This is a genomic window from Pseudomonas sp. Tri1 (assembly GCF_017968885.1).
In the GTDB taxonomy this organism is placed as follows: domain Bacteria; phylum Pseudomonadota; class Gammaproteobacteria; order Pseudomonadales; family Pseudomonadaceae; genus Aquipseudomonas.
In genome coordinates, this window is record NZ_CP072913.1 from 870,427 (window position 1) to 885,537 (window position 15,111).

Consider the following 15,111-nt stretch of genomic DNA (forward strand, 5'->3'; position numbering starts at 1 on the left):
TTCTTCCAGTCCCCTTTTCTTCCATGGCGCAGTTCTCAGAACTGCGCCATCTTTATTTACTCCGCCGCCTGCGACCGCAATCGTCTGCCAATCACATCCATCACATCACACCCATCGCGCAGCGCTATCGTCAGCATTTTGCAAAGGTCGGAGAGCACTAGCGTGTCGGAACTGATCTCCGAGCGAAACGCGATGTTTTCCAGCAGTTGGGTCACGGTGCGGATGCGGTAATCAGCGGTTTCGAAGAGGACATCGAGGGGGGCTTCGGTGTCGATCAGCAGGGTAGCGGGGATGCAGTCGATGCCGGTGATGGGCATGTATCGATTCATCGGTAGTACCTCATTCAATTGAAAGGGAGCTACCTCGTTCAATCGAGTCGCCAAACCCGAGCCGCCATTTGGGCGACGAGGAACTATAGGCCGCCCCGCTCAAGTGCTACAAGACGCCACTTTCCGAGCTTCATGTAGGACCGTTGGCTTTTCAGCGGCTGCATTTCCCTACATTGGGTTCGCAGCTATCAACGGGCTCGAACCAGCCGTCCATTCGACACATCGTCATGGCTAGAGACGGGATCGTGGCGAGGGAGGTGAAAACGATATGGCGCGACCCAACCCTGGCAGCCTCTTCAGCAAGACTCTTTTTTATGCTTCCCTATCGGTCATATTTCCTTTCAATTCCTTTCGCAGACTCCTAGACCGTGCAGACCCCCAACCGCAACGCGCTGATCGCCCAACTCGCGGCCAACCCCGATGACATTGCCGCGCGAGCGTCGCTCTATCACGACCTGCTCGACACCGCAGAGGCATCACTGGAGGGTGTACGCGTTGCGGCTGGCCTGTGCGATCCGGCGGCTAACGTCGTTGTTGCTCACCTGAACACCACCGCCCATAAAAATCGCCCCGGCCCATTGCTGCCTCAACTTCGCAACCTGCCGGTCGACCATGTGGAGTTGAACAATGCCGAGCCAGAGTGGTGTGACGCCCTGGCTGGGTTGCCCTTGCGCACGCTGAAACTCAACAGCCCGAGATTCAGCTGCGGCCCGGATGTGTGGCGACGCTTGCCAGGCTTGGCCCTCGACACCTTGGAAATCAGCGGATTTTCTCGCAACGATAACGCCACCAGCCTGCCTTCAGTCGAGCGACTTCGCCGGCTGAAGTTAGGCACCTACGGCGAAGACTTCGACGACGCTTTCCTCCAGCAACTCAGCAATAGCCCGCTGCAGGAATTGTCGTTGAACCGTTGCGATGACGTCACCGACGACGGTCTTCTCGCCCTGTCGAAACTCCAGTTACGAACACTCACGTTAGAACGCGTCGGCGAGCTGACTTCCCGTGGGATGGCGCACTTACGCAATCACCCACTCGAACAACTGTCCCTCGGTTGGAGCAGCGCAATCCTGAAGGACCCTTCCTGGCTTTCCAGCCTGACGGCATTGCGCGCGCTGAGTCTGGATCACTGTTACGCAACAGACGCCACGCTCGACGCGATTCGGGAGCTGCCCATCGAACGGCTGTCGCTCCAGTCTTCGTATATCGCTGATGACGATCTTGAAGTATTGGAAGGCATGCCGCTCGCCGATCTGGATCTCAAGTCGTCCCGCCAAGTGATCGAAAGACTCGATGTGCTGCACGCTTTTCCACTGAAGCGGCTGGGGCTTTCCGATGTGCAAGGCGTGTGTGCAGATACCTTGAGCGACCTGCGTGGTTTGGACTTGGAATCCCTGGACCTTTCCTTGAACGACATCACTTGGAAGGAGTTGAAGCAACTGGCTGGCCTGCCGCTGAAGCGGCTGAACCTCAGTTTCTGTCGCGGTGTCGATGGCAAGGTTTTGCGTAAGCTCGCCGAGTTGGGATTGCCGTTGGAGCAACTTGAAATAAGTGGTCTGGACCTGCGCGATGCCGATCTCGCCTGTCTGCGGGATCTGCCTTTGCAGCGCTTGGGTTTGTATGACAGTCCCTGGCTCACAGACGTCGGAGTGGCCCATCTCTCGGGTATGCCACTACGAGATTTGACGCTTGCGGCAGATCCTGGGGAATCGCAGATCACTTCAGCCGTGGTGCCGGTGTTGGAGCAGTTGCCGCTGCAAACATTGTCGTTGTTTAACTGCAGCGAGATCAGCGCAGACGGTTGGGATCGTTTGGCCAGGTTGCCTGCGCGGGTGATGGGGCCGGGTATCTGACGCTCGGTTCATGCCATCGATACTGCGAATCTTCAAAACACAGCGCTGGGCCGTGTATCAGGACACTCACTTGCAGCGCTACTTCCCCTCTTGTTGCATCAAGGCCTTGCGTAGCTTCCCTGGCGACAGGCCAAACATGCTCTGAAAGTGTCGAATAAAATGCGGCGCATCAGCGAAGCCACATTCAAAGGCGATCTCGCCGATCTGGCGATCGGAACTCACGAGCAACCATCTGCCGAACCTGAGTCGGACCTGGCGGTAGAACTGGGCCGGGCTGTTGTTGGTTTCAGCGACGAACAGGCGTTCCAATTGCCGCTTGCTGGTGCCGACCAGATGCGCAATGGCCTCGATATCCAGGGGTTGGGCCATGTGTTTTTCCATCAACATCACGGCTTCGTGCAGCCGACGGTTGGAGGAGCTGGCGTAGCCGAGCGCCTTGCGTCGGTCGACGAAACTGTTGGACGTGTTCTTCGCCACCGTCATCTGGTGCACAACTTTGCCCGCACGATCCGGTCCGCAATGCAGGCCGATCAGGTGAAGGGCCAATTCGATCACTGACACGCCACCCGCGCAGGTGATCCGGTCCTGGTCGATCAGAAAGTCTCTGTTGATGACAAAGCGCAACGACGGAAACAGCCGCTTCCAGTCGTCGCCATGGTAGGCGTGGACACACGCCGTTCGCCCCTCCATCAGGCCATGTCGCGCGAGCACGAAGCTGCCGGTGCACAGACCGATCAACGGCACCTGTGCCGCCGCGGCCTGGTGGAGGAACGTGGGATAGGTTTTCGGCACCGCCTCGATGGAGTCGAGCAATCCACCAATCACCACGATGTAGTCGAAACGCGCCGGATCAGCGAGTTCGCTGTCGATGGGCACGTCCAGTCCGCTACTGGAAATGACTCTTTGCCCGGGCGTGCCGAGTACTTTCCATTGGCAGCGGATGGGGCGGCTTTGATCGCCCGTATCGGCGGCGTGCCGCAACGCATCGGTCAGTCCTGACAGTGACAGCAAGGGGAAGCGTGGCCACAACATGATGCCAATAGACAGCTCGGCGGTGCCGCGGCGGATGGGCGGGTGACGCGCCTGCCCATGATCGAGCCCGTCCACGAGGCTTTCCTGGGATGTCCCGTTCTCTGCACCGCCAGAATGTCGCAAATATTCAATCATTCGTGCAAAGCATCCAACCAGTTATAGCGCCGGTCCCACTACGATGGGGCCATGCGAAACGTTCTGCTGCCACAATAAAAACTATCGAGGAGCATCCGATGAAGACGTCCAAGGTTCAGCGTTTTTCCGGTATTTGTGCCGGTTTTCTGGTGTCTGTGCTGGCTGCGGCACCGGTGTTCGCATTGGAGACAGTAGAGCCGGGAAGCCTGACCATCGCCTTCAGTGGTGATATGCCAGGAACAGGGTATCAAGATAGTCGGATGGTCGGCTATGACGGTGAAATCCTTCAACAAATTTCCGAAAAGCTGGGGCTTAAGGTCAAGCCGGCATTGATGGAGTGGTCAGGGACGATTGCATCGGTGCAGTCCAAGCGGGTGGATGTCATGGCAGGCACCATGGGCTGGACCGAGCAACGCTCGAAAATCATGGCCTTGAGCGATCCTATTCACTACTTCAAGAACGGCATCACCCAGACAGACAAGACCAACTGGAACAGCCTCAAGGATTTGCAAGGCAAGAAAGTCGGGACCATCACCGGTTTTTCGTTCATCCCTGAGATGCGCAAGATCGATGGCCTGCAAGTCGCCCTGTACGACACGTCCGACGCGGCCGTTCGCGATCTGCTCGCCGGACGTATCGATGCGGTGATCGGCGATCCACCGGTCATGCAATACGCCATTTCCCGCAATGAGCAATGGCACCTGCATTTCAACGCCTTTGTCGACAACGATCCGAATTTCCCGCTGCTGACGGGCTTGGGTCAGGTGGTGTTCGGCTTCAACAAGGCCAGCCCGGAACTGGTGACGGCGGTCAACGCACAGATTCAGACGCTCTGGAAAAACTGTGAGATGCGCAAGATCGGCGCTCGCTACGGCCTGACCCAGGATGTCTGGTTCATGCCCGAAGGCAAGGACCTGCGGCTCGGCGTCGATCGCCCAGCGGACTGGACGCTACCTGGCTGCAAATAAGTGTGTGCGGCGATGGGGCGGGCTCATGCAGATGCACCGATTCATCGCCATGCCTAAAACAAAAAGAGGTTAGCCAAGATGTCGAGCCTGTCTGACGACGCGTTGCTGCGCGTGCACGAATTACACAAGAACTATGGCGACCTGGAAGTGCTCAAGGGCATCAGCCTGGAGTTGAAGCCCGGTGAGACCTTGTCGCTGATTGGCCCTAGCGGATCTGGAAAGTCCACCTGCCTGCGTTGCATCAATTACCTGGAAAAACCTACCCGTGGCGAGATCTGGCTGGGAGACGAGCTGATCGGGCAGGTCAAGGACGGCAGGCGTTTGCGTCTGATGAGTGACCGGGAGATGGCCCCGCAGCGCCGCGAGATCGCCATGGTGTTCCAGTTGTTCTACCTCTGGCCGCACTTGAGCGTGCGCGATAACGTCGCGCTCGGTCCCATCAAGGCCCAAGGCATGCCGCGCAAGCAGGCGTATGAGTTGGCCGACGCGATGTTGGAAAAAGTCCATCTGCGGCACAAGGCCGAGTCTTATCCCGAACAATTGTCCGGTGGTCAGCAACAGCGGGTCGCCATCGCCCGGGCCTTGGCTCAGCAACCGAAAGTGATTCTGTTCGACGAACCGACCTCGGCGTTGGATCCCGAGTTGGTAGGCGAAGTGTTGGCGGTGATTCGCGAACTGGCCGAAGAGGGCCGCAGCATGATCATGGTCACCCACGAAGTGCGGTTTGCCCGCGATGTGGCGGATCGGGTGATCTTCATGGACGGCGGGCGCATTGTCGAACAAGGGCCGTCGGCGCAAGTCATCGACAGCCCTCGTCACGAACGTACCCGCAGCTTTCTCGGGCGTATGGCTGTGGAGAGCGCTTGATGGCGAATCTGGAAGCTTTCCTCGGGCTGTTGCCCTTGCTGTTGAAAGGCGCAATGAGTGCGCTGGAAATTGCCCTCTGCACCTTGGTGCTGGCCAGCGCCGGTGGCCTGGTGCTGGCGGTTTTACTGACGTTCAGCCGATCGCGACTGGTGCACGGCGCCATCGCCTGTTTCATCGAATGGATGCGCAATGTGCCTGCACTGGCGCACCTGTTTCTGATCTACTTTGGGCTGTCCTACCTGGGCATCAATTTGCCCGCGTGGCTGGCGGCCATCGTCGGCTTGAGCCTGGTAGGCAGCGCAGTGCTGGCCGATACTTTCCGCGCCGGCTTGCAATCGTTGCACGTCGGCCAGCATGAAGCCGGCCAGGCCGTCGGCCTGAACCGTATGCAGATTCTGCGCTACATCCTCTTGCCCCAGGCCCTGCGCGTTGCGTTGCCGGCGTATGCCAACTATGTCACGCAACTGATCAAGGATACGTCCATCGCCTCGGCCATTGCCGTGCCGGAAATCATGTTCCTGGCCCGCAATCTGGTGACCTCCACGTTCCAGACCTCGCTGATTTATCTGGCGGTGATGTGCATCTATGCGGCGATGATCCTGCCAATTGGCGTGGGATTCATCCGACTTGAACGTCATCTGGGGGCGGCGCGATGATCAGTTTTTTCCAGCAATACCCGGAGTACTGGAGCGACTGGGTCGCTCGCCTGCTACTCGGCGCACGGGTCAGCGCCGAGTTGTCCCTGACAGGCTTCGCCCTGGCGGCGCTGTTGGGCGCGTTATTGGCCTGGGCGATGAAGAGTCCCAGCGCATTGCTCAAGCGTCTGGCCGTGTTTTTCATTCAAGGTATGCGCGCGGTGCCGCTTCTGGCGTTGCTGCTGGCGCTGTATTTCACCTTGCCCAGCCTCGGGCTGACGCTGTCGGGTTACTGGGCCGGAGCCATCGGTTTGGGGTTGCAGGGCAGCGCCTACGTCGCGGAGATCCTGCGCGGAGGACTGGATTCCTTGCATCGAGGCCAACGTGAGGCGGCCATCGCCACCGGCCTGACGCCATTGCAAGCCTTCACCGCCGTGATCTTTCCGCAAGCCATTCGCGGCATGTTGCCGCCGTTGCTCAATGCCTACGTGTCGATTCTGAAGGACAGCTCCCTGTGCGCCCTGATCGCCACCGATGAGTTGATGCTGGCGGCCCGGGCCATCGCCTCCGAGTCCTTTTTGCCCATGCATATTTTCCTGTTGGTGGGGCTGTTCTATTTCGTCATCGCTTTCCCTCTTTCTCTGTTGTCGCGAGCGTTGGAAGTACGATTTTCTCGCGGACGCAAAACCATTCGAGGTTGAACACATGAGCATCATGGATCGAACCGCTTCCCACAGCATTGGCCAGTTGCGGCAAGCACTGGAGTCCGGAACACTCACGAGCGAGTCCCTGGTCTGCGCGCAACTGGAGCGGATCGAGCGCTTCAACGGGCAACTCAATGCTTATGTCGAGGCCTATCCTCAACGCGCGCTCGGTGCCGCCATCGCTGCCGATCGGCAGCGGGCCGCAGGTATCAACCTGGGCCCGTTGCATGGCATTCCGATCGCGATCAAGGATTTGTTCGAGATCGACGGCAAGGCCATAACCGGTGGTTCGCTGGCGCAGACGCCGCGTATCTCGCGGCTCACCGCCACGGCGGTCCAGCGACTGGAGCGCGCCGGGGCGATCATCATGGGCAAGACCCACACCGTTGAATTTGCTTTCGGCGGGTGGGGCACAAATGCCGTGATGGGCACGCCGTGGAACCCATGGGACCGCGACGTGCATCGTGCTCCAGGTGGTTCCAGCAGTGGTTCAGCGGTGGCCGTGGCCGGCGGGTTGGCAAGCGCGGCATTGGGCACCGACACCGGCGGCTCGGTGCGGATTCCTGCGGGCATGTGTGGTCTGGTTGGGTTGAAAACCACGCGTGGGTTGGTCAGCCGTCACGGTTTGATTGAGTTGTGCCCATCGCTGGATTCGGTGGGGCCGATTACGCACACTGTCGAAGACGCTGCGTGGATGCTTGACGCGCTGCTGGGACCGGACCCGCTGGACCCGGTCTCGGCCAAATCGCCAGTTTTCAGCGCCGCAGCAGGCTTGAATCTTCCGGTGGCCGGTCTGCGCATCTGGGTGCTGCCACAGGCCGAGCGCGCACACATCGCGCCTGGCGTATTGGCAGCCTATGACCGGGGGCTGGAGCAATTGGCCGCACTGGGCATGCACCTGGTCGAACAGCCGCTACCGACTTCGCTGGAGCAATGCATGCGCGTCGCCGGTGGCCTTATGAGCGCCGAAGGCTACGCCAGCCTTGGCAGTTTGTTCGAGCGTGATGATCTGCGCTTCGATCCTCATGTGCAGCGTCGGGTGTTGAGCGGACGCGCCGTCGACGCGGCGGCCTATATCCATTTGCACCACCAGCGACGTGTTGCCCGTCGAGCCATGGACGAGGCCATGTCCAATGTCGATGCCTGTGCGTTTCCAACCAACGCCATTGGCAGTGTGCCGTTGAGTCAGGTCGATGAGTACGGGACGCCGTTGGCCCTGCTCGGCCGTTTCGCCAACCTGCTCAATCTCTGCTCCGTGGCGCTGCCGGTGGGCTTCGACGAGCAACGCATGCCGGTCTCGATGCAGATTGTCGGTCGTGCTTTCGCCGAACCATTGGTCCTGCGGATCGCCCACGCCTATCAGCAAGTCAGTGATTGGCACCAATTGCGGCCTGTGGGTTGGGACCTGTCGGACAGAGTGGTGGCGTAATGGAAATCTGTGTCGTCGGCGCTGGAATTGTCGGCTTGAGCAGTGCCTGGTTTTTACACAAGGCGGGTCATAACGTCACGGTTATCGATCGTGCGGGGGAGGCGGGCATGGGGGCCAGTGCGGCCAATGGGGCGCAACTGAGCTACAGCTACGTGCAGCCGTTGGCGGATCCCTCGCTGTTGCCGGGCATTCCAAAGATGCTGCTGGAGCGCAACGGCCCGCTGAAGTTTTCGCCGCAATGGAGCTTGGAACAATGGCGCTGGTGTATGGAATTTCTCGCGGCCTGCCGTACATCCATTTCGCGTCAGACCACTGTCGAGTTGCTGGAACTGGCGCATGAAAGTCGGCTGGCGCTGGACGCCTTCATCAGTCAGGAAAAGGTGCACTGCGATTTCGCCCGTACCGGCAAACTGGTTCTGTACCCGGATGCTGAAAGCCTGCGCAAGGCCGGCGAGCAGGTGAAATTCCAGGCCGCCCAAGGCTCCAGGCCACAAAAAATAGTGAGTCCCGCCGAAGCCTTGTCGATCGAACCTGCACTTGAGGGCTATAAGAAGGCGTTTCACGGCGCGATCCATACCGACAGCGAATGCGCGGTCGATGGGCGCAAGCTTTGTCAGGAGCTTGCAAGGTTACTGAGCAAGCAGGGTGTGCGTTTTCTATTCGACAGTGAGGTTGCCGCTTTCCGACGTGAACGCGGGCGCATCACCGCGTTGGAGATCCACCACGCCATCGACGGCCCTGGTCTCTTAGGGACGCAGGCAGTGGTGCTGGCGGCTGGCGCTTACAGTGCACGGTTGTTATCAGCATTCGGTGTGCGCATGCCGGTCTACCCGCTCAAGGGATACAGCATTACGTTGCCGATCACTGATTCGATGAATGCGCCGACGGTCAGCGTTACTGACATGCGGCGCAAAACGGTGTTCGCCCGGATCGGTGATCGTCTGCGCGTCGCGGGGATGGTCGAGTTGTGTGGGCTGGATGCGTCGATTCCCGTCAAGCGTATCGAACAACTGAAAGCCTCGACGCAGGCATTGTTCGGCCAGGGATGGAACTCCGATGATTGTCAGCCCTGGACCGGCTGGCGTCCGGCGACCCCCACCGGGCGGCCGATTCTGGCCGTCAGTGGTTGTGACAATCTGTTCGTCAATTGCGGCCAGGGAGCGCTGGGCATGACCTTGGCGTTCGGTAGTGCCCAGCGTCTGGTCCGGTTGATCGGCAGCACAACCCCTTAACTTTCTAAATTCATGGATTAAACCCGATGGCAACGATTCAACGTTTTCAGAGCAGTGCGCGGATGTCTGGCGTGGTCAGTCACGGCGATCTGCTTTACCTCTCCGGCCAAGTGCCCACTGATCTGCAGTCTGGCATCGAAGAGCAGACGCGGCAGGTGCTGGCCAAGATCGAAGCCTTGTTGGCGTTGGCAGGCAGCGACAAGGGCCAGCTTTTGAGCGCACAGATCTGGCTCAAAGACATTGACCGTGATTTCGCGCTGATGAATTCGGTGTGGGACGCCTGGCTGCCAACCGGCAGTGCTCCGGCACGGGCCACTGTTCAGGCAAATCTGGCGCGGCCTGATGTGCTGGTCGAGATCATGGTTATAGCCGTGAAACCTGCTGCTGGTGTTTGAGAGGGCAGAGCCGACTCTCTCTTTCAGGCCTCAAAGGGGGATTTGGGTGGTCGACAAGACCTGGCGCAACCCCATGAACGAGCGAATCTGGCGAACCCCGGGCAGGTAAAGCAATTGCTCGGCGTGGAGCCGGTTGAAGCTGTTGCTGTCCTTGGTTCGTATCAACATGAAGTAGTCGAACTCCCCTGTCACCACATGGCATTCCATGCAGCCGGACACCTTTTGCGCCGCAGCTTCGAAGGCTGCGAAGGATTCCGGCGTCGAGCGGTCCAGCACCACGCCAATCAACACCACCATCCCTGCATCGAGCGCTTGATTGTCCAGCAACGCGACAATGTCCTTGATCAGGCCCGCCTGCTTGAGGCGTTCGACGCGTCGCAGGCAGGCCGGCGCGCTCAGTTTCACCTTCTCGGCGAGCGCCACATTGGAGATGGAGGCGTCTCGCTGCAGGGTCTTGAGAATGGCTCGGTCGGTTCGATCCAGCGGGTGCGGCTCTGTGCCTGGGCTGCCGGGTTTCTTGTGGTTGTTTGTTGCGTTCATATTGGCTTCTGCACAATAAAAATATGTTTTAAATGATAGTCGATGATTTATGTTTCTTTAGTTGATTGAAACTTGCAACACATATTTTTGGCTTTGTTCTTAATATTGAACTCATCGAAGCCCCTCTGAAAGAACCTGGAACGCAGCCTTTTTTGCCTTTCGGTCTGGCGCTTGGATATTCAATAAACAAGGAGCAGAGATCATGAACCTGAATCGTTTTAAACGTTATCCGCTGACCTTCGGTCCTTCTCCCATCACGCCCTTGAAACGCCTCAGCGAACACCTGGGCGGCAAGGTCGAGTTGTATGCCAAACGTGAAGACTGCAACAGTGGCCTGGCCTTTGGCGGCAACAAGACGCGCAAGCTTGAATACCTGGTTCCCGAGGCACTCGAACAGGGCTGCGACACCCTGGTGTCCATCGGTGGGATCCAGTCGAACCAGACCCGCCAGGTCGCTGCCGTCGCCGCACACCTGGGCATGAAGTGCGTGCTGGTCCAGGAAAACTGGGTGAACTACTCCGATGCGGTGTATGACCGCGTAGGCAATATCGAGATGTCTCGCATCATGGGCGCGGATGTACGACTGGACGCTGCAGGGTTCGACATCGGCATCCGGCCCAGCTGGGAGAAGGCCATGAACGATGTGCTGGAGCGCGGTGGCAAGCCGTTCCCGATACCGGCGGGTTGTTCCGAACATCCCTACGGCGGCCTCGGGTTCGTCGGCTTTGCCGAGGAAGTGCGGGAGCAGGAAAAACAACTGGGGTTCAAGTTCGACTACATCGTGGTCTGCTCCGTGACCGGCAGTACCCAGGCCGGCATGGTCGTCGGTTTCGCCGCGGACGGCCGTTCGAAGAACGTTATCGGCATCGATGCCTCGGCCAAGCCAGAGAAAACCAAGGCACAGATCCTGCGCATCGCCCGGCACACCGCTGAGCTGGTGGAACTGGGGCGTGAGATCACCGAAGACGACGTGGTGCTCGATACACGCTTCGCCTACCCCGAATATGGTTTGCCCAACGAAGGTACGCTGGAAGCCATTCGTCTGTGCGGCAGCCTTGAAGGTGTGTTGACCGACCCTGTGTATGAAGGCAAATCCATGCACGGGATGATCGAAATGGTCCGCCGTGGCGAATTCCCCGAAGGCTCGAAAGTGCTTTACGCACACCTGGGTGGTGCACCTGCGCTGAACGCCTACAGTTTCCTGTTCCGCAACGGCTGATCAGCGCCAATAACCTGTAGCAGCGAGCTTGCTCATGAAGCGGTGGGTTAGTCGGCATCAATGTTGAATGTCACAGCCTCATCGCCATCCGGAGCAAGCTGCTCCTACCAAGCCGCCGGGAGTACCGCCATGCATGCGATATCGCAATCCGCAGTCTGGATCAAGGAACCTTCGGCGGATGCCGGAGTGGTCATCGTTACCAGCGCCGCGTTGCCCAAATACATGATCGACAAGCTGCACGTAGCGATAGATGACTGGGATCAGGTGGCTTATCTGGCCGTCCAGCAATCCGAGGCGTTGATGGTCGACTGGTTGCGGGGCGGGTCTGCCCCTGAGCAATCGGCTGGTGGGGACGCGTGTTATGCCAGCCAGCTGTTGCGCGCCGTCTCCCACGGCAGTTTTTTACTGGATGTCGAAGTCGGCACGGTGCCCGGCTTGACCTGGCTGGGGTCCGTGCACGGCCACCCGTTGCGCGTCGTCGAACTGGGAACGATAGCCTCGTCCACCGCAGCGATGGATCAACAGGTAGAGCAAGTGCTTTCGGCGACCCGCAGTCTGGCGAAAAGCGTGCTGCAGGCGCACGGCGTCATTTAGCCAGTGTCGGCGCCGATTCGCCTGTTGAATCAACCGTTCCAAACAACAAAGGCAACGCCTATGAGCCAAGCTGCCGGCTGTCGTACCAATGCCCTGAAGTGGATGCGCGAGCCTTCGAATTGCACACGTATCGTGGTCATCGCGTGCGGGCTTGATAGCGACCATATTGATTTGATCCATCAGGGTTTCAGCTGTTTTGACAATGTGGCGCTGATCCGTGTCGATGCTGTGAACCCGGTGCCTGGCCAGCTCGCTGAAGTGCGAGTGGCCAGGGGGGAATACTGTTTTGTCGTGCTCGGTGAACTGGATGAGCGTTTATTGCACGACCTTTCCATTAGTCCGCCCTGCATCTACCCGATTGCTTCAGACGGGGCGACCGAACGTTCGGTCATTGCCGCGGTAGAACAGGTGAAAAGCCTCGCCCGAGTGAACCGTTCGCACCACCTTGAAGGGTTGCCCGACACCTGCAGGAGTTGCTCATGAGCCGGTCCGATAGCCAGACCCAATTGCTGGGCCAGATAGCTGAAGATGTACAGGAAATGACTGAGTGGCAGGAGGCGCTGCTGTCCGTCATCGCCCACGGCGGCACGGCCCGGGCAAAACAGATCCTCGACATGCTGGTGACCGTGGCCAGCACTTCCAGGATCGGTTGGCGGCCCAGCCATGGCACGCCGTATATCAATACGATCAGCGTCGAGCAGCAGCCGGTGTTTCCGGGCGACCTGGCGCTGGAAGAGCGACTGGCTTCGATCATGCGCTGGAACGCGCTGGTCATGGTTGCCAGGGCCAACCAGGCCTATGGGGAACTGGGTGGCCACATCGCCAGTTATGCCAGCGCTGCGGATTTGTTCGAGGTGGGTTTCAACCACTTCTTCAAGGCGCGCACCGACACCCGTGGCGCCGACCTGGTGTTCTATCAACCGCACTCGGCGCCAGGCGTCTATGCACGAGCCTTTCTGGAAGGGCGCCTCGAGGAACAGGACCTGCAACATTATCGGCAAGAGATCAGCGCACGTACCAATGGCGCCCGGGGTTTGTCGAGTTACCCGCATCCGTGGCTGATGCCGGACTTCTGGCAGTTCCCGACCGGCTCGATGGGCATCGGTCCGATCAGCTCGATCTACCAGGCGCGGTTCATGCGTTACCTGCAGCACCGTGGTTTACAGGACACCACCGGGCGCACTGTGTGGGGGGTATTCGGCGACGGTGAAATGGATGAGCCGGAAAGCATGTCGGCACTGACCCTGGCGGCGCGTGAAGGGCTGGATAATCTGGTGTGGGTGGTCAACTGCAACCTTCAGCGCCTGGACGGTCCGGTGCGTGGCAACGGTCGCATCATCGATGAGTTGGAGGCGCTGTTCGGCGGGGCCGGCTGGAACGTCATCAAACTGGTCTGGGGCTCCGACTGGGACGGATTGTTTGCCCGGGATAAAGACGGCGCGCTGGTCCGTGCATTGTCGGCCACGGTCGACGGCCAGTTCCAGACGTTCGCGGCCAAGGATGGGCGCTTCAACCGCGAGCACTTCTTCGGCCAGGACGAAGCCCTGGCGCATTTGGCCCAAGGCTTGACCGATGAACAGATCGATCGCCTCAAACGGGGTGGTCATGACCTGGTGAAAATCTTTGCCGCGTACCAAAGCGCGATGCTCGAGGGCAAGAAACCTACGGTGATCCTGGCCCAGACCAAGAAGGGCTTCGGCATGGGCGACGCCGGGCAGGGCAAGATGACCGTGCACCAGCAGAAGAAACTCGACAAGGACGCCTTGATCGCTTTCCGTAACCGTTTCAATTTGCCGTTGACCGATGAACAGGCCGCCTCGCTGAGCTTCTTCAAACCCAGCGACGACAGTGCCGAAATGCGTTACCTGCATGAACGTCGCCGGGCATTGGGCGGGTACATGCCGTCGCGGCCCACCACTTCGGCATCGTTGGCTGTACCTGACGTCAACAGCTACGCCGGGTTTGCCCTCACCGCCGAAGGCAAGGAAATGTCCACCACCATGGCTTTCGTGCGCATGCTCAGCGGTTTGCTGCGGGACAAGCAACTGGGGCCGCGAATCGTACCGATCGTGGCGGATGAAGCCCGTACCTTCGGCATGGCCAGCCTGTTCAAGCAGATCGGCATCTACTCCAGCGTGGGGCAACGTTATGAGCCGGAAGACATTGGTTCGATCCTGAGTTATCGAGAAGCCCTGGACGGGCAGATTCTCGAAGAGGGCATCAGCGAGGCCGGCGCCATCAGTTCTTGGGTGGCTGCCGCGACCAGCTACTCGGTGCATGGCCTGCCGATGTTGCCGTTCTACATCTACTACTCGATGTTCGGCTTCCAGCGCATCGGCGACCTGATCTGGGCAGCGGCCGACCAGCGCGCTCGCGGGTTCCTGCTCGGCGCCACCGCGGGGCGTACCACGCTGGGCGGCGAAGGTTTGCAACATCAGGATGGCAACAGCCACTTGATGGCGTCGATGGTGCCCAATTGCCGTGCTTACGATCCGGCGTTCGCCAGTGAGTTTGCGGTGATTCTGGATCACGGCATGCGCCAGATGCTGGAGCGTCAGGTCGACGAGCTTTACTACGTCACGTTGATGAACGAGAACTACCCGCAGCCCAGTCTTGCCAAAGGTGTCGAGCAGGCGATCATCAAGGGCATGTACCGGTTCGCCCGGCATGAAGGCAAAGACGCGCGCGGCAGCGTCCGGTTGTTGGGTTCCGGCGCGATCCTGCTGGAGGTGATCGCGGCGGCCGAGTTGTTGGCCGGCGATTGGAACATCGGCAGCGAAGTCTGGAGCGTCACCAGTTTCACCGAACTGGCTCGGGATGCGCGGGAAGTGGAGCGCTGGAATCGCCTGCACCCCGGACAACCTGCGAAATGCAGTCATGTTCAAGAATGCCTCGACGATTCGGCGCCGATCATTGCCTGTACCGATTACGTGCGCGCCTTGCCCCAGTTGATCGCCAGTTACCTCGATGCCCGTTACACCGTGCTCGGCACTGACGGGTTTGGCCGCAGCGATACCCGCAACCAACTGCGCAGGTTCTTCGAAGTGGACCGCCACCAGATTGTCTTGAGTGCGCTGACCTCACTGGTGCATGAGGGGCGCCTGGACGCCAGTGTCTGTGCCCAGGCCATTGAACGCTACGCCATTGACGTTGACGCCGTAGTCCCTTGGGAGGCTTGAAAC

General features: G+C 59.5%; 15 protein-coding genes. 12 read left to right on the top strand and 3 right to left on the bottom strand.

Going from position 1 to position 15,111, the window contains the following annotated elements; translation table 11 throughout:
- Nucleotides 1-56: 56 nt before the first annotated feature.
- Nucleotides 57-329 (bottom strand): hypothetical protein, encoded by a 273-nt coding sequence (locus J9870_RS03685; protein ID WP_210642750.1) that lies wholly within the window; start codon nt 327-329, stop codon nt 57-59.
- Between the two features lie 368 nt (nt 330-697).
- Here J9870_RS03685 and J9870_RS03690 point away from each other — a divergent pair, with 368 nt between their 5' ends.
- Nucleotides 698-2,179 (top strand): leucine-rich repeat domain-containing protein, encoded by a 1,482-nt coding sequence (locus tag J9870_RS03690; RefSeq protein ID WP_210642751.1) that lies wholly within the window; start codon nt 698-700, stop codon nt 2,177-2,179.
- Nucleotides 2,180-2,257: 78 nt separating this feature from the next.
- On the opposite strand, the gene J9870_RS03695 is transcribed toward J9870_RS03690, so the two are convergent.
- On the bottom strand, nt 2,258-3,286 hold the full coding sequence (locus J9870_RS03695) for a GlxA family transcriptional regulator (RefSeq protein ID WP_246883075.1): 1,029 nt from the start codon (nt 3,284-3,286) through the stop codon (nt 2,258-2,260).
- 158 nt (nt 3,287-3,444) lie between these two features.
- Here J9870_RS03695 and J9870_RS03700 point away from each other — a divergent pair, with 158 nt between their 5' ends.
- From J9870_RS03700 to J9870_RS03730, 7 genes are all read left to right on the top strand, one after another.
- Entirely contained in the window at nt 3,445-4,314 is an 870-nt protein-coding gene (locus J9870_RS03700) for an ABC transporter substrate-binding protein (RefSeq protein ID WP_079301735.1), read from the top strand.
- A gap of 78 nt (nt 4,315-4,392) precedes the next feature.
- On the top strand, nt 4,393-5,181 hold the full coding sequence (locus tag J9870_RS03705) for an amino acid ABC transporter ATP-binding protein (protein WP_246883076.1): 789 nt from the start codon (nt 4,393-4,395) through the stop codon (nt 5,179-5,181).
- A complete protein-coding gene (locus J9870_RS03710) occupies nt 5,181-5,837 on the top strand; it encodes an amino acid ABC transporter permease (protein WP_210642753.1) in 657 nt (218 codons plus the stop codon). Before J9870_RS03705 ends, J9870_RS03710 begins: the two co-directional genes overlap by 1 nt.
- A complete protein-coding gene (locus tag J9870_RS03715; protein WP_210642754.1) occupies nt 5,834-6,517 on the top strand; it encodes an amino acid ABC transporter permease in 684 nt (227 codons plus the stop codon). The genes J9870_RS03710 and J9870_RS03715 overlap by 4 nt, the downstream gene beginning before the upstream one ends.
- Nucleotides 6,518-6,521: 4 nt before the next feature.
- Nucleotides 6,522-7,949: an amidase gene (locus J9870_RS03720; RefSeq protein ID WP_210642755.1), complete on the top strand. Its 1,428-nt coding sequence runs from the start codon at nt 6,522-6,524 to the stop codon at nt 7,947-7,949.
- On the top strand, nt 7,949-9,181 hold the full coding sequence (locus J9870_RS03725; RefSeq protein ID WP_210642756.1) for a D-amino acid dehydrogenase: 1,233 nt from the start codon (nt 7,949-7,951) through the stop codon (nt 9,179-9,181). The genes J9870_RS03720 and J9870_RS03725 overlap by 1 nt, the downstream gene beginning before the upstream one ends.
- Before the next feature lie 26 nt (nt 9,182-9,207).
- Nucleotides 9,208-9,576: a RidA family protein gene (locus tag J9870_RS03730; protein WP_210642757.1), complete on the top strand. Its 369-nt coding sequence runs from the start codon at nt 9,208-9,210 to the stop codon at nt 9,574-9,576.
- Nucleotides 9,577-9,606: 30 nt separating this feature from the next.
- Here the strand turns inward: J9870_RS03730 and J9870_RS03735 are convergent, their stop codons facing one another.
- Nucleotides 9,607-10,116, bottom strand: a complete 510-nt coding sequence (locus J9870_RS03735; protein WP_210642758.1) for an Lrp/AsnC family transcriptional regulator — start codon at nt 10,114-10,116, stop codon at nt 9,607-9,609.
- A 202-nt stretch (nt 10,117-10,318) separates the two neighbouring features.
- On the opposite strand from J9870_RS03735, the gene J9870_RS03740 reads away from it, so the two are divergent.
- The 4 genes from J9870_RS03740 (at nt 10,319) to mdeB (ending at nt 15,108) form a co-directional block, all read left to right on the top strand.
- Nucleotides 10,319-11,335, top strand: a complete 1,017-nt coding sequence (locus J9870_RS03740; protein WP_210642759.1) for a 1-aminocyclopropane-1-carboxylate deaminase — start codon at nt 10,319-10,321, stop codon at nt 11,333-11,335.
- 129 nt (nt 11,336-11,464) lie between these two features.
- Nucleotides 11,465-11,929: a transketolase gene (locus tag J9870_RS03745; protein ID WP_210642760.1), complete on the top strand. Its 465-nt coding sequence runs from the start codon at nt 11,465-11,467 to the stop codon at nt 11,927-11,929.
- 60 nt (nt 11,930-11,989) lie between these two features.
- Nucleotides 11,990-12,412 carry a hypothetical protein gene (locus J9870_RS03750; RefSeq protein ID WP_210642761.1) on the top strand — a complete coding sequence of 141 codons (423 nt, stop codon included), beginning with the start codon at nt 11,990-11,992 and terminating at the stop codon, nt 12,410-12,412.
- The gene (gene mdeB, locus J9870_RS03755) at nt 12,409-15,108 is read left to right on the top strand and encodes an alpha-ketoglutarate dehydrogenase (RefSeq protein WP_210642762.1); all 2,700 of its coding nucleotides are present in this window, start codon (nt 12,409-12,411) and stop codon (nt 15,106-15,108) included. Before J9870_RS03750 ends, mdeB begins: the two co-directional genes overlap by 4 nt.
- The last annotated feature ends 3 nt before the right edge of the window (nt 15,109-15,111 follow it).